Origin of the sequence: Pseudomonas graminis, from assembly GCF_013201545.1 — a bacterium.
Lineage (GTDB): Bacteria > Pseudomonadota > Gammaproteobacteria > Pseudomonadales > Pseudomonadaceae > Aquipseudomonas.
This window is the reverse complement of sequence record NZ_CP053746.1, coordinates 2,653,207-2,671,809: the sequence shown is the minus strand read 5'-3', so window position 1 is coordinate 2,671,809 and position 18,603 is coordinate 2,653,207. Positions and strand designations below refer to the sequence as shown.

General features: G+C 62.5%; 13 protein-coding genes and 1 pseudogene. 5 read left to right on the top strand and 9 right to left on the bottom strand.

Annotated elements, in window-relative coordinates; all coding sequences use genetic code 11:
- Window position 1: 1 nt before the first annotated feature.
- The 7 genes from FX982_RS11960 to mreB form a co-directional block, all read right to left on the bottom strand.
- Complete coding sequence (locus tag FX982_RS11960; protein WP_172610784.1) at window positions 2–853, bottom strand: carbon-nitrogen hydrolase family protein; 852 nt, start codon at window positions 851–853, stop codon at window positions 2–4.
- A gap of 257 nt (window positions 854–1,110) precedes the next feature.
- On the bottom strand, window positions 1,111–4,926 hold the full coding sequence (locus tag FX982_RS11955) for a YhdP family protein (protein WP_172610783.1): 3,816 nt from the start codon (window positions 4,924–4,926) through the stop codon (window positions 1,111–1,113).
- A gap of 190 nt (window positions 4,927–5,116) precedes the next feature.
- On the bottom strand, window positions 5,117–6,574 hold the full coding sequence (gene rng / locus FX982_RS11950; protein ID WP_037012596.1) for a ribonuclease G: 1,458 nt from the start codon (window positions 6,572–6,574) through the stop codon (window positions 5,117–5,119).
- On the bottom strand, window positions 6,571–7,182 hold the full coding sequence (locus FX982_RS11945) for a Maf family protein (protein WP_172610782.1): 612 nt from the start codon (window positions 7,180–7,182) through the stop codon (window positions 6,571–6,573). The genes rng and FX982_RS11945 overlap by 4 nt, the downstream gene beginning before the upstream one ends.
- A 272-nt stretch (window positions 7,183–7,454) precedes the next feature.
- Complete coding sequence (gene mreD, locus FX982_RS11940; RefSeq protein WP_065990112.1) at window positions 7,455–7,946, bottom strand: rod shape-determining protein MreD; 492 nt, start codon at window positions 7,944–7,946, stop codon at window positions 7,455–7,457.
- Window positions 7,946–9,088, bottom strand: coding sequence for a rod shape-determining protein MreC (gene mreC, locus FX982_RS11935; RefSeq protein WP_254074923.1), 1,143 nt, complete (start codon window positions 9,086–9,088; stop codon window positions 7,946–7,948). Before mreC ends, mreD begins: the two co-directional genes overlap by 1 nt.
- A gap of 222 nt (window positions 9,089–9,310) precedes the next feature.
- Window positions 9,311–10,348, bottom strand: a complete 1,038-nt coding sequence (mreB, locus tag FX982_RS11930; protein WP_020292894.1) for a rod shape-determining protein MreB — start codon at window positions 10,346–10,348, stop codon at window positions 9,311–9,313.
- Window positions 10,349–10,555: 207 nt separating this feature from the next.
- On the opposite strand from mreB, the gene gatC reads away from it, so the two are divergent.
- The 5 genes from gatC to FX982_RS11905 all read left to right on the top strand — a co-directional run bounded on the left by gatC (window position 10,556) and on the right by FX982_RS11905 (window position 15,419).
- Entirely contained in the window at window positions 10,556–10,843 is a 288-nt protein-coding gene (gatC, locus tag FX982_RS11925; RefSeq protein ID WP_172610781.1) for an Asp-tRNA(Asn)/Glu-tRNA(Gln) amidotransferase subunit GatC, read from the top strand.
- Window positions 10,844–10,858: 15 nt separating this feature from the next.
- Window positions 10,859–12,310: an Asp-tRNA(Asn)/Glu-tRNA(Gln) amidotransferase subunit GatA gene (gatA, locus tag FX982_RS11920; protein WP_172610780.1), complete on the top strand. Its 1,452-nt coding sequence runs from the start codon at window positions 10,859–10,861 to the stop codon at window positions 12,308–12,310.
- 11 nt (window positions 12,311–12,321) lie between these two features.
- Entirely contained in the window at window positions 12,322–13,767 is a 1,446-nt protein-coding gene (gene gatB, locus FX982_RS11915; protein ID WP_172610779.1) for an Asp-tRNA(Asn)/Glu-tRNA(Gln) amidotransferase subunit GatB, read from the top strand.
- Window positions 13,768–13,946: 179 nt separating this feature from the next.
- The gene (locus FX982_RS11910) at window positions 13,947–14,321 is read left to right on the top strand and encodes a septal ring lytic transglycosylase RlpA family protein (RefSeq protein ID WP_172610778.1); all 375 of its coding nucleotides are present in this window, start codon (window positions 13,947–13,949) and stop codon (window positions 14,319–14,321) included.
- Between the two features lie 45 nt (window positions 14,322–14,366).
- Complete coding sequence (locus FX982_RS11905) at window positions 14,367–15,419, top strand: calcium/sodium antiporter (RefSeq protein ID WP_172613040.1); 1,053 nt, start codon at window positions 14,367–14,369, stop codon at window positions 15,417–15,419.
- Window positions 15,420–15,612: 193 nt separating this feature from the next.
- On the opposite strand, the gene FX982_RS11900 is transcribed toward FX982_RS11905, so the two are convergent.
- Both FX982_RS11900 and FX982_RS11895 read right to left on the bottom strand, forming a co-directional pair.
- Window positions 15,613–16,554: an AEC family transporter gene (locus FX982_RS11900; protein ID WP_122534970.1), complete on the bottom strand. Its 942-nt coding sequence runs from the start codon at window positions 16,552–16,554 to the stop codon at window positions 15,613–15,615.
- Window positions 16,555–16,655: 101 nt separating this feature from the next.
- Window positions 16,656–18,218: pseudogene (locus FX982_RS11895) on the bottom strand (alkaline phosphatase D family protein).
- Between the last annotated feature and the right edge of the window lie 385 nt (window positions 18,219–18,603).

Here is an 18,603-nt window from a genome sequence, read left to right as displayed (position 1 = left end):
TTCACTCCGGGGTATTGGCAGGTCGCACAGCGGCCTGCGAAAAAAATCGCCGGTGATTCGATACCGGCATGCGCGTCCGTATGGACGCTTGTTCTACGCTGTCTCGCTCGGCCAGCAGCACGGCTTCACCCTGTGCCTGCTCGGCCAGCACGCGGCCCCATGGATCTATGATCGCCGCGTGCCCAAATGTTTCTCTCGGTCCCGGATGAATTCCGCCCTGCGCGGCCGCCAGCACATAGCACTGGGTTTCGATGGCCCGGGCGCGCAGCAGAATCTCCCAGTGCGCCGCGCCGGTCACAGCGGTGAAGGCCGACGGCGCGGTGATCAATTCAGCCCCCGCTTCCCGCAGCGCGGTGTACAGCTCGGGAAAACGCAGGTCGTAACACACCGAAAGCCCCAGACGCCCCACGGGTGTGTCGGCCACCACCACGTTGTTGCCATGGGCGTAATCGTCGGATTCCCGATAGCGCCCTCGGGCATCGGCGACGTCGACATCGAACAGGTGCAGCTTGTCGTAACGGGCGACTTGCCGGCCCTGATCGTCAATCAGCAACGAACACGCCGTGACCTTGCCATCAGGCTGACCTTCAGGGGGCAGCGGCAATGTCCCGGCCACTATCCATAATGTGAGGTCGCGAGCAGCCAGTTTCAACCATGGCAGGATCGGTCCTTCACAAAGGGCCTCGGCGCGGCCGATGGCAGCGACATCACGACGGCCCATGGCAGCGAAGTTTTCCGGGAGCACGGCCAGCTTCGCACCCGACGCCGCGGCCTGTTCCAGCAACCTGCGCGCCTGGGCCAGATTGCCGAGCACATCGCTCTGGCTGACCATCTGAATGACTGCTAAGGACATAAGCGCTCCCTGATCGATAGAACTGCACTCTACTCCAGGCACCGATGATTGGGCTTGTTCGACACGCTGATTTCAACTTAGTGGGACCGGCCTTAGCCGGGAAAGCGTCGGGCGTCACACCACAAAATTGAGGGCGCCAACACCGGCCCCTTCCCGGCTGAAGCCGGTCCTACACACGGTGCGCGCCCTGTAGGACTGGCTTTAGCCGGGAACGCGTCGGGCGTCACGCCACAGATTCATTTGCCTGGCGTCATCCCTCACTGCCGCTTCTCGAACGGTTTGTCGAAGGTGATCTTGGGTTCTTTCCATGGCCCTTCAACCTTGTACTGCACGCTGGCGAAGCGCGATACGCGATCCCCGAGCAGCTTGTCGACGAGAAACAACGCGCCGCCGATTGCTGGCGCGCCGACGATCAACGCGGCAATCGGCAGGTTATTGGTCACCGGCAGCGTGACCAATAGCTTGGCGTCGACGCGGTCGCGGACCATGTCCAGCGTGCCGTCGAGCTCCAGATTGGTGGACGGGCCGGTCATGGTGATCGGATCGCGAGTGACGTAGACACCATCGCTCGCCACCAACAGCCCCTTCACTTTGTCGTAGCTCAGGCCCTTGCCCAGCAGGTCGGAGAAGTCCAGGCGCAGACGCCGGCCAATCGAATTGAAGTTGAGCAGGCCGAACACCCGCAACGCCTGCGCGCCGCCCTCGACCTCAACGAACTGGCCGTTCTTCAGCGTCGCATCCAGGCTGCCGGAGTAACGCTTCAAGCCCACCCACGCGGGCGAGCCCGGCCAGCGACCGTCAGCGTTCAGCTCGAATTCCTGACTGGTAACGGTGGGCGCGAAACCCCAGGCTTTCAGCACGTCAGCGAGATTCTTGCCGCTCACCTGGCCCTTGAACCAACTGCTGGTCGTCCCCGGCGTACCTTCCCAGCCGCCGTTGCCCAGCAGCGCAATGCCTTTGAGGCCCAGATTCATGTCGGCCATCTGGATGCCGTTCGGCGTCGGGCGGACCTTGAGCGACCACGCGCCCATCAATTGATCGCCCTGAAACAGCTGGGTGATCTTGATGTTCAGCGCAGGGATCTTGCGCGGGTCGACGTCCGCCAACGGGTCCGGCGCGTTTTCAACGACCGCCGCGGTCGGGTCCGGCGCCGGCAAGCGCACATACAGCAGGCTGATGTCGATAGGCGCGGTTTTGCTGTCCGGCAACGTTGCCGTGCCTTTCACCTTCGAGCTGTCCAGCGACAGGGCCCATGCGGCGCTACTGCGTTGAAGCTGAACCCCCACCTGCTCCAGGGTCGTGCCCATCGCGGTCAGCTTGCCAATCTGCAAATCGACGCTGTTGAGTAACTGCTTGGCGCTGCCGCCCGGGTCATTGCCAGCGTAGCGCTCAGCCATGGCTTGCCAGGGCGCGATGTCCAGTTCCGGCAACGAGCCGCGAACGCGCAGGCCCTTGCTGTCCGGCACGATTGCCCCGCCTTCGCCGAGGAACAGCTCGCCACGCCCGTCACCAAACGCGCCCGGCGGTGATGCGAACGCGAGGTTAGCGATGTTGCTGTAGCCGACGTCAATGCGCCGCTCCGGCCCTTGCAGGTTCATACGGAAATCAGTGTCGCGCGCCTCATCAGAGGTTTTGCCGAACGGCGCCGGCAGATCAACCGCCAGCCCTTTCAGGTTCGAATTGATCTGCAGCTGACTGGCGTTGCCGCTCAACGTCAACTGCAGCTGATAGGGCAGATCCCCCGAGATCGGCAGCGACTGCGTAACGCCCAGCCAATCGGTCAGGCGTTTGCTGGCGATCTGGCTGCTGGCGGTAATGCGCGTCACCGGCGCCCCCGGCTTGCCTTCGGCAAAAATCTCGGCGTTCACCGGCTTGTCGAACGCGACGGCCTTGATGTTCTTGCCGCTCAAGCCTTTGGTGTAATCGAATCGGAAGTCGCCGCGCAGTTGCGTCAGCTCCAGCACCGGATCGGCGAGCTTGAGCCGCGCGCTGTCGGTACTGAAATCCATCACGACCTTGGGGTCCTGCCCCTTGACCAGCGGAATATCCAGATTGAGATGCCCCTGCAACGGCCCTTCCGCCTGCCAGCCCGCAAAAGTCTGGGCGGTGCCGATCGGCGCTTCCTGAAGAATCTTCATACCGTCCTGGAGGCTGCCTTTCAGATCCGCATCCACCAACAGATGGCTGGACTGGCCCGCCGGCACGTGGGGAATGTCCACATCGACGTTGCTGACCTGAGTGTTCAGCAATTGACCTTTGTTGGCACGAATGCGCACGCCGCTGTTTTCGACGAACACATCGCCGTCGACATTGTTCAGCTGCGGCCATCCCGGCTGAAAGGCCAGGCTCGCGTTGCGCACCTTGAAGAACAGGCTGATGACCCGGGCCACATCAGGCGCGTCCTTGTTGATCGAGCCTTGGTACTGGAAGAAACCCTGATCGACGTTACCCCCCAGAATCGCGGTGCGCAGCCACTGATCGAGGGCCGGGCTGAGCACGGCAGGCAGGTACTTGGAGGTATAGCGACCGTCGCCGTCGACCAGCCCGACGCGCAGGTCCATGTAGTCTTCCTGGCTGTGATCGAAGTGCAGGCGGATCAGGAAATCACTGGCAATGCTGCCCTCTTCCCCCTCGACCTTGATGTACGGCGCAATCAGCGTGAAGCCCTGATCGTCCAGCGACCACGTCAGCTTTGCATTGGCATGAAGGTACTTCCATTCGTTACGGAAGATCGGGTCCAGGTGCAGCATGAAATCGTCGGTGTCGAGGCGCAGTTCGCCCTGGCCGAGATCACCACTGATAGCGCCGCTGACGTTCCCCGCCGCCGGTGCGCCGTGGTAGGCGTCGAAACCGACCTTGTCCAGATTGGCGGCGAAGCTCACCCGCTTGGGCGGCTCGGCCTGCGGTCGGTAATCGACCAGCACGTTGCGCAGCCCGCCGGTGACTTTCAGGCGGTCGACCGCCACCATGACCTCGTCGGGCAACGGCGCCAGTGAGTCGAGCAGCGGCGTGATCGGCGACAGATCAAGCCGGTCGGCCTGAAACTGCCACAGTTCTTCGGCGTCGGCCGTCGCGGCGGTCTGCTGCAAGTGAACGTGGCTTTCCCAACGCTTGCTGTTCAGGTCCATCGCCAGCGGGTCGAGCGTGGCGCTAAAGCCTTTTTCGTCGCGCTGAAACCAGGCGTTGAGGGCAAGATTATCGATACTTGCAGGTTTGCGGTCGGCGTACGCGCCTTTGAACTGCGGCGCATTCAGGCGCGCAACCGCGCTCTGAAGATTGCCTTTGCCCCAGTTCAGCCACAACTCACCGCCGGCCTTGAGCTTCTGGATCTTCCAGTCGCGGGTGAGGCTTTTCGGCAGCCACTTCGACCAGTCGCTTTGCGGGAGGCTCAGGTACGCTTCGGCCGCACCGTCCCGCCACTCATGGGCGCGCACGGTGGAGCGAACATTCAGCGACAACGGCTGGCCGTCAGGCAGGTTCAGGCGGGCGTCGAGGCGCTGATGCAGACTGCCGGTCTTCAGCGTCAGGCTCACGTAGGTCAGCGTCAGAGGCGAGTGGTCATACGGCTGCAAGGTGATCTGGCTGTCGAACAGCGACAGCTGCGAAACCATCTGCATCTGGTTGAGGATTTTCTCGGGATCGGCAATCTGATCGGGCTGCACCGGAAGCCCTTGCAGTGCCCAGTGGCCGTTCTGGTCTTCTTTCAGGCCGATCTGCAGGCCGTCCAGCTCAAGCCGTTCAAGGCGCACTTCACGGGTTCGCAGGCTGGAGAGCAGGTCAGGCATGGCCCGCACATGATCGAGCCGAACGGCGTTGCCGCCTTCACCGATCATCACGTCACGCGCAACGAAGACAGGGGCGAAGCCGCTCCAGCTGCCTTCCAGTCGGCCAATGCTTACCGGCATGCCCAGCGCGGCCTGAGCCTTGGCTTCGACGTCGGCGCGGTATTCGGCCACCATCGGCACCAACTGGCGTCCGACGCTCACGTACAGCGCAACCAGCACCACGATAAGGGCGCACAGGCTCAGCCCCCAACGGGTCAGCACAGCCAGAAAGCGGGTCAGACGCTCCATGTCGCAGCGCCTCCGCAAAAACTGCCTGCAAGTGGAATCCGGCCCAATCGTGCAGGTGCGGGTACGTCCAGGTTGTGCTCAATCGCCACGCGGTGTTCTCTTTGGACGGCATCCGTTCCGTCTGCCTCAAGGGCACTGTTTTCTGTCTTCAACTGCACCGCCACTCGGCAGCGCGGCGCATCACGCACTCTCAGAGCAGCACGACGTCATATTGTTCCTGGGAGTACATGGTCTCGACCTGAAAACGAATGGTTCTGCCGATGAACACTTCCAGCTCGGCCACGTTGCCGGATTCTTCGTCAAGCAGCCGGTCGACCACCTTCTGATTCGCCAGCACGCGATAACCCACCGCCTGATAAGCGCGGGCTTCACGCAGGATCTCGCGGAATATCTCGTAGCAGATGGTTTCCGGGGTCTTCAGCTTGCCACGGCCCTGGCAACTGCTGCACGGCTCGCACAGCACTTGCTCCAGACTTTCCCGGGTGCGCTTGCGCGTCATCTGCACCAGACCCAGTTCGGTGATGCCGATGATGTTGGTTTTCGCGTGATCGCGCTCGAGCTGTTTTTCGAGGGTCCGCAGCACCTGACGCTGGTGCTCGGCGTCTTCCATGTCGATGAAATCGATGATGATGATGCCGCCGATATTGCGCAGCCGCAGCTGTCGGGCAATGGCAGTCGCCGCTTCAAGATTGGTCTTGAAGATGGTCTCTTCGAGGTTGCGATGGCCGACGAACGCACCGGTGTTGACGTCGATGGTGGTCATGGCTTCGGCAGGATCGATCACCAGATAACCGCCGGACTTGAGCGGCACCTTGCGGTCCAGCGCCCGCTGAATTTCGTCCTCGACGCCATACAGGTCGAAGATCGGCCGCTCGCCAGGGTAGTGCTCAAGACGGTCGGCGATTTCCGGCATCAGCTCGGCGACGAACTGGGTGGTCTTCTGGAACGTCTCGCGGGAATCGATGCGGATCTTTTCGGTGCGCGGGCTGACCAGATCGCGCAACGTGCGCAGCGCCAGGCCCAGGTCTTCGTAGATCACGCTGGCCGGGCTGATGGTTTTGATCTGCTCGCCAATCTGGTCCCACAGCCTGCGCAGGTAGCGGATGTCCATCATGATCTCGTCGGCGCCCGCCCCTTCGGCCGCCGTGCGCAGGATGAACCCGCCCTTCTCCTTGATCCCTTCCTTGGCGACGCAATCGCTGACCACTTGTTTCAGGCGCTCGCGTTCGGCTTCGTCTTCGATTTTCAGGGAAATGCCGACATGGGCCGTGCGTGGCATGTACACGAGGTAGCGCGACGGAATCGACAGTTGAGTCGTCAGCCGTGCGCCTTTGCTGCCGATCGGGTCTTTGGTGACCTGCACCACCAGACTCTGGCCGTCGTGGACCAGCGAGCTGATGGTCTCCACGGCCGGCCCTTCGCGCATGGAGATTTCCGAGGCGTGAATGAACGCCGCGCGGTCCAGACCGATGTCGATGAACGCCGCCTGCATGCCAGGCAGCACGCGCACGACCTTGCCCTTGTAGATATTGCCCACGATCCCGCGACGCTGGGTGCGTTCGACGTGCACCTCTTGCAACACCCCGTTCTCAACGACCGCCACGCGCGATTCCATCGGCGTGATGTTGATCAGAATCTCTTCACTCATGACTTGTCACCTTCCGGGCGTTGCCAACAGGGTATGCCGAAACGCTGGAGGATTTCTGCGGTTTCGCACAAGGGCAAACCGACCACGGCGGAATAACTGCCACTGAGGTTTTCCACGAACACCGCGCCCAGGCCTTGAATACCGTAGCCGCCGGCCTTGTCGCAGGGCTCGCCGCTGGCCCAGTAACGGCGGGCCTCGTCCTCCGGGATCGCCCGGAAACGGACACGGCTGGTGACGGTTCGGGTTTCGCAGCGCTCTTCATGGACCACGGCGATGGCGGTCAGGACTTCGTGTTCTCGGTTCGAGAGTGCGGCAAGCATCGCCAGCGCCTCGGCTTCGTCCGCCGGTTTGCCGAGGATGTGGCCGTCGAGGACCACGGCGGTGTCGGCGCCGAGGACGCAGGCGGTCGGGTAAGCAGGGTCGTTGGCGAGCTGCAGCAGGCCGGCGTCCGCCTTGCCACGGGCCAGCCGCAGGACGTACGCGGCAGGGGTTTCGTTGGCCAGAGGGGTCTCGTCGATGTCGGCGCTGAGGGGCGTGAACGGCACGCCGATCTGGGTCAGCAGCTCACGACGGCGCGGAGAGCCGGAGGCTAGAAGAAGTTGGGGCATGGGACGTCTCCGTGTCGTTGATCACAAGCGTAGCCTTGGTGCATGCCGCTAACGTGATGGTGGTCACACCGGCCTCTTCCCGGCTGAAGCCGGTCCCACTAAAAACAGATCGCGCACTCAGACCCGGTCTCACTGATGCGACGCGTACTTGTAGGACCGGCTTTAGCCGGGAAAGCGTCAGGTGTCACACCGCAGAACTGATGGCGCCCATACCGGCCCCTTCCCGGCTGAAGCCGGTCCTACAAAAACTGACAGATGCCGTTCCCAATTACTCAGTTGATCTTCAACCGCAGGCGCAATCCGCGCAGGCCGTAGCTGACCCATGGCCAGAGCAATGCGCTGACCAACGCCGGCAAGACCAGCGCCAGGGTCGGCTGACGGTTGCCAGTCAGGGCGCTGAGCCACAGCTGCACCAGCTGCGCGAGGCCGAAAATCACCAGGATCACCAAGCACTGCTGCCACATGGGGAACATGCGCAAACGTTGCTGCAACGAGAGCACCAGAAAGGTAATCAGCGTAAGGATCAACGCGTTCTGCCCCAGCAACGTGCCGTACAGCACGTCCTCGGCCAGCCCGAGCATCCACGCCGTGACCATGCCGATCTTGTGCGGCAGCGCCAACGCCCAGAAGGCCAGCAGCAGCGCGAGCCACAGTGGTCGAAATATTTCCATGAACTGCGGCAGCGGCGAGACGCTGAGCAGCAGGCCGATGGCGAAGGTCAACCAGACCACCCAGCCGTTTCGTGCGGGAGCGTGACGCGCCATTATTCTTCCCTCTCGCGTGGGGCGGCCGGGGTCGCAGCAGGGGTCGCCGGTCGGGTGGCGACGGGTTTCGCCGCAGGTTTGGCGGGCGGCTTGCTGGTCGCGGGCTTGGCAGGCGTGGCCGCCGGTGGTGCGGTGGTCGTCGGAGCCGCTGCGCCATTGGCGTTGGCGGGCGTCGATGAAGCACTGTGCCCGGCAGGCTTCGGCACGGTGGCCGGAACGACCGGTTTGTTCGGCGTGGCGGCTGGGGCAGCACCGGGCACAGTGGCCGATGGCACCGCTGACGGATCAGCCGTCTGACGATCAAGGGATTCCTGCTGCTGCGCTGCGTCGGCAGCGCGTTCTTCTGGAGAACGGCCGTCCGAGAACACCAACAGCAGATAGCGGCTGCGATTCAGCGCAGCCGTCGGCACCGCTCGCACGATGGCGAAGGGCTGGCCGGAGTCGTGAATCACTTCCTTGACCGTCGCCACCGGATAGCCTGCCGGGAACCGCTGACCCAGACCGGAGCTCACCAGCAGGTCGCCTTCCTTGATGTCGGCGGTGTCCGCCACATGGCGCAACTCAAGACGTTCCGGGTTGCCGGTGCCGCTGGCAATCGCGCGCAGGCCGTTACGGTTCACCTGCACCGGAATGCTGTGGGTGGTGTCGGTCAGCAGCAGCACGCGAGACGTGTACGGCATCAACTCGACCACCTGCCCCATCAGGCCGCGCGCATCGAGCACCGGTTGACCGAGGACCACGCCGTCGCGCTCACCCTTGTTGATGATGATCCGGTGGGTGAACGGGTTCGGGTCCATGCCGATCAGCTCGGCGACTTCGACTTTCTCGTTGACCAGTGCCGACGAATTCAGCAGCTCGCGCAGGCGCACGTTCTGCTCGGTCAGGGCGGCCAGCTTTTGCAGGCGGCCTTGGAGCAGCAGGTTCTCGGTCTTGAGTTTTTCGTTTTCGGCGGCGAGTTCGGTGCGGCTGCCAAACTGGCTGGCGACGCCCTGATACAGGCGCTCGGGCAGATCGGCAATCCAGTAAGACTGCATCAGCACCAGCGACATCTGGCTGCGGACAGGCTTGAGCAGGGTGAAACGCGCGTCCACGACCATGATGGCCACAGACAGCACGACCAGCACCAGTAGACGGACGCCCAGGGACGGGCCCTTGGAGAAAAGCGGTTTAATGGGCCGCTCCTTCCAGAGATGCGTGAGTGTGACTGTGCTTATTCATGCGACATGAAACCGGCCTGATGCGGGTTGATGGAAATGCAGGGCGTCAGACTTGCAACATCGCTGCGCGACGTCAACAGGTCAGACACGAACAGGCAGCACGGTGAGGTGCTGCCCGTTAAGCGCAACATGCTGCGTTCCGGCGACTTATTCGCTGGAGAGCAGGTCCATGGTGTGCTTGTCCATCATTTCCAGCGCACGACCACCGCCGCGAGCGACGCAGGTCAGCGGGTCTTCAGCCACGATCACCGGCAGACCGGTTTCCTGGGCCAGCAGCTTGTCGAGGTCACGCAGCAACGCGCCACCACCGGTCAGCACCAGACCGCGCTCGGCGATGTCCGAGGCCAACTCTGGCGGAGACTGCTCCAGCGCGCTCTTCACGGCCTGAACGATGGTTGCGAGGGATTCCTGCAACGCTTCCAGCACTTCATTGGAGTTCAGGGTGAAGGCACGTGGCACGCCTTCCGCCAGGTTGCGACCGCGCACATCGACTTCACGCACTTCGCCGCCCGGGTAGGCCGTGCCGATTTCCTGCTTGATGCGCTCGGCGGTGGATTCGCCGATCAGACTGCCGTAGTTGCGGCGCACGTACGTGATGATCGCTTCGTCGAAACGGTCGCCACCCACACGGACGGACTCGGCATAGACCACACCGTTCAGGGAGATCAACGCGATTTCAGTGGTACCGCCACCGATGTCGACGACCATCGAACCGCGGGCCTCTTCAACCGGCAGGCCGGCACCGATGGCCGCAGCCATTGGCTCTTCGATCAGGAATACTTCACGTGCACCGGCACCCAGAGCGGATTCGCGGATGGCGCGACGCTCGACCTGGGTCGATTTGCAGGGAACGCAGATCAGCACACGAGGGCTTGGCTGCAGGAAGCTGTTCTCGTGAACCTTGTTGATGAAGTACTGAAGCATTTTTTCGCAGACGCTGAAATCGGCGATGACGCCGTCTTTCATCGGGCGAATGGCGGCGATGTTGCCCGGGGTACGGCCCAGCATCCGCTTGGCTTCCATCCCGACCGCAACAACGCTCTTCTGATTTCCGTGGGTCCGAATGGCCACAACTGATGGCTCATTCAGCACAATGCCGCGCTCACGCACGTAAATAAGGGTGTTGGCAGTGCCCAGGTCGATGGAAAGATCGCTGGAAAACATGCCACGCAGTTTCTTGAACATGGGGAAAGGACCCTAGGCAACGCGTGGGTAAAAAAGTGCGGCAAACTCTAACAACGACAGGGATTTTGGGCAAGGAGCCAATATGTTAAATTGGCGGTTTTTCCGAGCACTACCCTGGTAGATCGCGGCCTTATGACCGTTTAAAGGGCGTAGTGTTCCGCAATCTGACGTACGGCTCGCGCCGTGCGCATTCCACTGGAGAACCCCATGGCGCTTGATCGCTCCGACGTGGAAAAAATCGCTCATCTGGCCCGACTGGGCCTTAATGACGCCGATATCCCGCGTACTACTGAAGCACTGAACAGCATTCTCGGGCTGATTGACCAGATGCAGGCGGTCGATACCGCCGGCATCGAGCCCCTCGCGCATCCCCTTGAAGCCTCGCAACGCCTGCGTGTAGACGCCGTTACCGAGGTCAATCATCGCGACGCCTATCAAGCCATCGCACCAGCGGTCCAAGACGGCCTTTATCTGGTTCCGAAAGTCCTCGACTAAGGGAATGTGCCTGCAATGCATCAAATGACTCTGGCAGAGATCGCTCGCGGACTCGCCGATAAAAAGTTTTCTTCCGAAGAATTGACCCGCAATCTGCTGGCGCGCATCGCCCAGCTGGATCCGCAGCTCAATAGCTTCATTACCGTCACCGAAGACCTGGCGATCACCCAGGCTCAGGCCGCCGACGCCCGTCGCGCGGCGGGCGAAACCGGTGCGCTGCTGGGCGCTCCCCTGGCGCACAAGGACCTCTTCTGCACCAAGGGCATTCGCACCAGTTGCGCGTCGAAGATGCTCGACAACTTCAAGGCGCCCTATGACGCCACTGTGGTTGCCAGGCTCGCCGCAGCTGGCACTGTGACTCTGGGCAAGACCAACATGGACGAATTCGCCATGGGGTCGGCCAACGAATCCAGCCATTACGGCGCGGTGAAAAACCCGTGGAACCTGGAACACGTTCCGGGCGGCTCGTCCGGCGGTTCTGCTGCGGCCGTTGCCGCGCGTCTGCTGCCCGGCGCCACCGGCACCGACACCGGCGGTTCCATTCGCCAGCCTGCCGCACTGACCAACCTGACTGGCCTGAAGCCGACTTATGGTCGCGTGTCGCGCTGGGGCATGATCGCCTACGCCTCCAGTCTCGATCAGGCTGGCCCAATGGCACGCACCGCTGAAGACTGCGCGCTGTTGCTGCAAGGTATGGCCGGTTTCGACGTCAACGATTCCACCAGCATCGACGAACCCGTGCCGGATTACAGCGCCGGCCTCAATGCCTCGCTGCAAGGCCTGCGTATTGGCGTGCCGAAGGAATACTTCAGCGCCGGTCTCGACCCGCGCATCGCCGATCTGGTCATGGCCAGCGTCGAGGAGTTGAAAAAGCTCGGCGCCGTGGTCAAGGAAATCAGCCTGCCGAACCTGCAACACGCAATCCCGGCCTACTACGTGATCGCGCCGGCCGAGGCCTCCTCGAACCTGTCGCGTTTCGACGGCGTACGCTTCGGCTATCGCTGCGAAGACCCTAAAGACCTCACTGATCTGTACAAGCGTTCCCGCGGCGAAGGCTTCGGCCCCGAAGTGCAGCGCCGGATCATGGTCGGCGCCTACGCGCTGTCGGCCGGTTACTACGACGCTTACTACTTGCAGGCGCAGAAGATCCGCCGCCTGATCAAGAACGACTTCATGAACGCGTTTGCCGAAGTCGACGTGATCCTCGGCCCGACCACGCCGAACCCGGCCTGGAAAATCGGCGCCAAGAACGCCGACCCGATCGCCGAGTACCTGGAAGACTTCTACACCATCACCGCCAACCTTGCGGGCCTGCCGGGTCTGTCGATGCCTGCCGGTTTCGCCGACGGCCTGCCGGTGGGCGTGCAATTGCTGGCGCCGTATTTCCAGGAAGGCCGCTTGCTGAACGTTGCCCATCAATATCAGCAAGTAACCGATTGGCACACCCGCTCGCCGGCTGGCTTCTAAGGAGAAAACACATGCAATGGGAAGTCGTCATCGGGCTGGAGATTCACACCCAGCTCACCACCCAATCGAAGATTTTCTCCGGTAGCGCCACCACGTTCGGCTCCGAGCCCAACACTCAGGCCAGCCTCGTCGACCTGGGCATGCCCGGTACGTTGCCGGTGCTGAACCAGGAAGCCGTGCAGATGGCGGTCAAGTTCGGCCTGGCCATCGATGCCGAGATCGGTCAGCACAACGTGTTCGCCCGCAAGAATTACTTCTACCCGGACCTGCCGAAGGGTTATCAGATCAGTCAGATGGAATTGCCGATCGTTGGCAAAGGCCATCTGGACATCACCCTGGAAGACGGCACCATCAAGCGCATCGGCGTGACCCGCGCCCACCTTGAAGAAGACGCCGGCAAGAGCCTGCACGAAGACTACAGCGGCATGACCGGCATCGATCTGAACCGCGCCGGTACGCCGTTGCTGGAAATCGTTTCCGAGCCGGACATGCGTTCGGCCAAAGAAGCGGTCGCCTACGTCAAAGCGATGCACGCGCTGGTTCGCTACCTCGGCATCTGCGACGGCAACATGGCCGAAGGCTCGCTGCGTTGCGACTGCAACGTATCGATTCGCCCGAAAGGCCAGGTTGAGTACGGAACGCGCTGCGAGATCAAGAACGTCAACTCGTTCCGGTTTATCGAGAAGGCGATCAACAGCGAGATCCAGCGCCAGATCGATCTGATCGAAGACGGCGGCAAGGTCATTCAGCAGACCCGCCTGTACGACCCGAACACCAACGAAACCCGTGCCATGCGCAGTAAAGAGGAAGCCAACGACTACCGTTACTTCCCCGATCCTGACCTGTTGCCAGTGATCATCGAAGACGCATTCCTGGAGCATACCCGCGCCACGCTGCCGGAACTGCCGCCGCAGAAACGCGAGCGCTTCCAGTCGCAGTTCGGCCTGTCGCTGTACGACGCCAGCGTCCTGGCGTCCAGCCGCGAGCAGGCGGACTTCTTCGAGAAGGTGGTCAGCATTTCCGGGGACGCGAAGCTCGCGGCCAACTGGGTGATGGTCGAGTTGGGTTCGTTGCTGAACAAGCAAGGCGTCGAGATCGACGAGTCGCCGGTCAGCGCCGAACAGTTGGGCGGCATGCTGCTGCGGATCAAGGACAACACCATTTCCGGCAAGATCGCCAAGATGGTGTTTGAGGGCATGGCCAATGGTGAAGGCAGCGCCGACGAGATCATCGAGCAGCGCGGCCTGAAGCAAGTCACCGACAGCGGCGCCATCGAGTCGATGCTGGACGATGTCCTGGCGGCCAACGCCGAGCAGGTCGAGCAATATCGCGCGGCCGACGAAGCCAAACGCGGCAAGATGTTCGGCTTCTTCGTCGGGCAAGCGATGAAAGCATCGAAAGGCAAGGCCAACCCGGCTCAGGTCAACGAACTGCTGAAGCGCAAGCTGGAAGGCTGAGTGCAGAACCGGTGAGAGCGAGCGGCTCGCGAACACGTTAGTACAGTCGCTATGTTTTTAGCGACTGACACGCCGTCTTCGCGAGCAAGCTCGCTCCCACATATCCTCGCACCTACCTTATTGATCCAGTCCACGTTCTGCACGGGAACGATCATCACATTCTGTAGGGACCCTGCCCCATGCAGCGAATCCTCGGCGCTTGCGCCCTGCTCTCTCTGCTGGCCGGCTGCGCCAGTGACGGCCTCATCGACCCCCACGGCTACAACGCCACCGGCGGCGCCTCGTACTACGGCTCGCAACACCACGGTCAGCGCACCGCCAGCGGTGAACGCTTCGACGCCAATTCCCTGACCGCCGCGCACCGGCAACTGCCGTTCGGCACGCGCGTGCAAGTCACCAACCTGGACAACGACTGCAAGGTCATTGTCCGTATCAACGACCGCGGCCCGCACACCCGGGGGCGGCTGATCGATGTGTCACGCGCAGCCGCCGCGCAATTGGGTATGCTGCGCAGCGGAACCGCCCAAGTGCGGGTACAAGCCCTCGACGACTGACTGGTGCCCTGAATTCTCGCCCTAACGAATCTGCCCTTGCCCACCCTGATCGAGTTGGTGAGCGGCCTGCTGCTGATGATCATCGGCGCGCAAATGTCGGTGCGCGCTGCCGTGGCCCTGGCCGCCCTGCTCAAGACCCGCCCGCTGTTCCTCGGCCTGACCGTCGTCGCGCTGGGCAGCAGCGCCCCGCAACTGGCGGTCGGGCTGCAAGCGGCATTCACCGACAGCACCGACATTGCGGTCGGCAGCGTCATCGGCAGCAATATTTTCAACATATTGGTCACGCTGGGGCTGTCCGCCCTGATCATCCCGCTGCGCGTGGCCCGGCAACTGGTGCGCGTTGATCTGCCGCTGATGATCGCTGCCACCGCCCTGGTCGCGGCGCTGGCGTGGAATGGCGAGCTGAGCGCGCTGGATGGCGTCGTGCTGTTGCTGGGCATGGCGGCGTATCTGTTCGTTGTGGTCCGTCAGTTCGCCCACGGTGCGCGGCATGTGCCGAGAACAGACCTTGAGCCGCGCCGGCGCATCTGGCCGTTGCTGGGCCGTCTGGCACTCATGGCCTGCGGCCTGGCGCTGCTGACGTTTGGCAGTTATCTGCTGGTCGGCGCGGCGGTCTCGGTCGCGCTGGATCTGGGCCTGTCGGAGCGGGTGATCGGCCTGACCGTGATCGCCGTCGCAACCTCGCTGCCCGCGCTGATGACCTCGCTCATCGCAGCACTGCGTGGCGAGCGCGATATCGCCGTGGGCAACATCATCGGCAGCAACCTGTTCAACCTGCTGGGCGGGCTCGGCATCACGGCGTTGATTTCCACCGGGCCGTTGTCGATCTCGCCCAATGCGCTGGATTTCGATTTGCCGGTGATGCTGGGCGTCGCGGCGCTGTGCGTGCCGCTGTTCTACTCGGGGTACCGAATCACCCGGCTGGAGGGGCTATTGATGCTTGGGCTTTACGCGGTGTACGGGCTGCACATCGTGTCGTTTACCACGGGCATGCCGCTGGCCGAGCGGCTGGAACGACTGATGATCCATTACGCGCTGCCGGTGATTGCGGTGTGCATTGTGGTGGGTACGGTGCGAGCGTGGCGGCGTCAGCACTAAGCCCTGACAAATCGTAGGGGCGCGCGAATGGTGGGAGCGAGCTTGCTCGCGAATGCGCAGGGACATCCGCCAAATCTTCAGCGGCTGAAGTGACGTCTTCGTGAGCAAGTTCACTCCCACACGGACAGTGATTGCTGCGCGAAAGCTCGGCGTACGGACGACAGCTATCTCCCACCTTTCAGCGCCGGGATACCTAAATCCACCCGCCCCACTGCAGGATGAAAATCCCGATATTGGTGGTGACCGCCGCTGCCAGGGTGGTCATGACGATGATCGACGCAGCCAACTCATGATTGCCATTGGCCGCGCGGACCATGACGAAACTGGCCGACGCCGTCGGAGCGCCGAAATACAGAAACAGAATCCCCAGCTCCGCATGCCGGAAGCCCAGCAGCCACGCACCCAGCGTGCAGATCAGCGGCAGCCAGACCATCTTCATCAGGCTCGCGCTGATCGCCAACGTCCCGCTCTCTCGCAACGACTTCAACGACAGCGTGCCGCCGATGCACATCAGCGCCAGCGGCAGAGTCATCTGCGCCAGATAGCTGCCGGACGTGTCGAGCCATTTGGGGAGCGGGATCTGGAAGTAGGCGAACGGCGCCGCAATGACAATGCTGATGATCAGCGGATTGGCCATGACGCTCTTGGTGATGCTCCACGGGTCGGACTTGATCACCGGGCTGTAAACCGCCAGCACCACGGTGGACAGGGTGTTGTAGAACAGGATGACCAGCGCGGCGAGGATGGCACCCAGGGAAATGCCGTAGTCGCCGTACATGCTCGCGGCCAGGGCGAGGCCAATCACACCGTTGTTACCGCGAAACGCGCCTTGGGTGTACGTGCCTCGTTCGGCGAACGGCACGCGGTAGATGGCCCAGCCCCACGACAACGCAAAACCCGCTAGCGTGGCGACGATGAAGTAGATCAACACGCCTGGCTGAAACGCCGCGTGGAGGTCAGCGTGAATGATCCCCAGAAACAGCAGCGCCGGCATGGTGCAGTTGAACACCAACGAGGAAGCGGTGTGAATGAAGCTGTCGTTGATCCAGCCCACGCGCTTGAGCAATACGCCGAGAAACAACATCGCAAAGACCGGCGCGGTGATGTTCAGGGTTTCCAGAAAGATTGCCAGCATGCACGCCAAACCCTGAGCCGTCGTTAGGTGGCTAATGATAGGCCAGCGGCGCGGGAAGTGTTACCGGCAATTACGCAGTGGTCGTACAACCCAAGGCTGCGTCAGGCGATGGGCGCGGGTTGCAGCGTCTTCTCAAACACTGAAACCCCGTCCAGATCCCGCAGCGTCACGGTCATCTCCCCGCTCTGGCCATCGATGTTCACCTCACCAAAAAACTGAAACCCGGCAAACGGCGAGGTGTTCTGCGCCGGCGGCGCCTTCTGGAACACCAGTTCAGGCCCGAACGTCTTGTCCAGGGTATTGGGTCAGAAACTGCCCGCATTGAGTGGCCCCGCGACAAACTCCCAGAACGGGTCGAAATCCTGGAACACCGCTTGATCCGGGAGGTAGTGGTGTGCCGCGCAGTAATGCACATCGGCCGTCAGCCAGACGGTGTCGCGCACCTTCTGCTGGCGCAGGAAACCCAGCAGCTCGGCGACCTCCAGTTCGCGGCCCTTTGGCGCGCCATTCTCACCGTTGGCGATCGCCTCCCAGCGCATCACGCCGGGGCTGATCTCGCCGTCGGGCACGCCGAGGCCGATAGGCATGTCGGCGGCAATGACTTTCCACTGAGCGCCGGAAGCTTGAAGTTCACGCTTGAGCCAGTCCAGTTGCTCGCGGCCGAGAAACGCGGTGGTCGGCCCGGCCTTGTCGGCCAGATTGGCGTCGTTGCCATCACGGTAGCTGCGCATGTCGAGCACGAACACGTCCAGCATCGGGCCGTAAGGGATCTTGCGATAAACACGACCGCCGTTGTCGGCACTCTGCAAGCGCATCGGCGCGTATTCGAGAAACGCCTGACGCCCGCGGGATGCCAACAGCTGGATGTCTTTGACCTTGTAGCGATCGTCGAGCTGTTTGCTCGGTGACCAGTTGTTGGTCACTTCGTGGTCGTCCCACTGCCAGATCTGCGGGACCTCGGCGTTGAAGCGCCGCAGGTTCTCGTCCATCAGGTTGTAGCGGTAGGCGCCGCGGTATTCGTCGAGGGTTTCGGCGACCTTGCTCTTCTCTTCCGTGGTGATGTTGCGCCAGATGCGCCCGCCTTCGGTGACCACTTCGGCGGGCACCGGGCCGTCGGCGTAGATGGTGTCGCCGCTGTGGATGAAGAAGTCCGGCAAGCGCAGGCGCATGGCCTCATAGATGCGCATGCCGCCGATCTCGGGGTTGATGCCGAAGCCCTGGCCGACGGTGTCGCCGCTCCAGACGAAGCGGATGTTGCGGCGATTGACCGGCACGCTGCGCAGGTGGCCGAACCAGGGTTCGCTGGCGACGCCGGTTTGCGCGTCTTCGAAGAACACCCGGTAGAAGATGGCTTGATCCGCCGGCAGACCGGTAAGTTCGACGCGGGCGGTGAAGTCAGTGCGCTGGTCGGCGAGCAGCGAGACCGTGCGGCGGGGGTTGGTGAACATGCTGCGGGTGTCCCATTCGACCACCATGCGCGCCGGCCGGTCGCTGCGACTCCAGACCATGGCGCGGTCGCCGAGCACATCGCCGGACTGCACGCCGTCGGTCATCTTCGGGCGATCCTTCACCGAGGCAAGGACCGCCGGCGCAAGCCCCGGCAACAACAATCCGGCGCCAGCGGCCTGGATGATACGGCGGCGAGTCAGGTCGAACCGGGACATGTTTATCCTCCTCAAGGGAATCCAAAAGGAGGACGCTAGCAGCGGATTGTTTGCGGGAGATGACAGGGAACTAGATGGCAGGCTTAACGCACACCTGTAGGAGCGCGCTTGCCCGCGAAGAGGCCGGTACATCCGACACATCTTCAGCGCCTGGGATATCGCCTTCGCGAGCAAGCTCACTCCTACAATTGATCGTGTTCGGCAGCAGAATTCCGGGCCGCACTCAGCCTTCTGTAGGAGTGAGCTTGCTCGCGAAGAGGCCCTGACATTCAACCCATCACTGCATGACAAACCGCGCACTTGTAGGGCTGGCTTTAGCCGGGAAGGCGTCGGTAGTCACACCAAAGTTCAGATGGCGGGCACACCGGCCTCTTCCCGGCTGAAG

Coding starts and splice junctions, on each gene's coding strand:
- FX982_RS11960 (WP_172610784.1), bottom strand. CDS start 853: ATGTCCTTAGCAGTCATTCAGATGGTCAGCCAGAGCGATGTGCTCGGC.
- FX982_RS11955 (WP_172610783.1), bottom strand. CDS start 4,926: ATGGAGCGTCTGACCCGCTTTCTGGCTGTGCTGACCCGTTGGGGGCTG.
- rng (WP_037012596.1), bottom strand. CDS start 6,574: ATGAGTGAAGAGATTCTGATCAACATCACGCCGATGGAATCGCGCGTG.
- FX982_RS11945 (WP_172610782.1), bottom strand. CDS start 7,182: ATGCCCCAACTTCTTCTAGCCTCCGGCTCTCCGCGCCGTCGTGAGCTG.
- mreD (WP_065990112.1), bottom strand. CDS start 7,946: ATGGCGCGTCACGCTCCCGCACGAAACGGCTGGGTGGTCTGGTTGACC.
- mreB (WP_020292894.1), bottom strand. CDS start 10,348: ATGTTCAAGAAACTGCGTGGCATGTTTTCCAGCGATCTTTCCATCGAC.
- gatC (WP_172610781.1), top strand. CDS start 10,556: ATGGCGCTTGATCGCTCCGACGTGGAAAAAATCGCTCATCTGGCCCGA.
- gatA (WP_172610780.1), top strand. CDS start 10,859: ATGCATCAAATGACTCTGGCAGAGATCGCTCGCGGACTCGCCGATAAA.
- gatB (WP_172610779.1), top strand. CDS start 12,322: ATGCAATGGGAAGTCGTCATCGGGCTGGAGATTCACACCCAGCTCACC.
- FX982_RS11910 (WP_172610778.1), top strand. CDS start 13,947: ATGCAGCGAATCCTCGGCGCTTGCGCCCTGCTCTCTCTGCTGGCCGGC.
- FX982_RS11900 (WP_122534970.1), bottom strand. CDS start 16,554: ATGCTGGCAATCTTTCTGGAAACCCTGAACATCACCGCGCCGGTCTTT.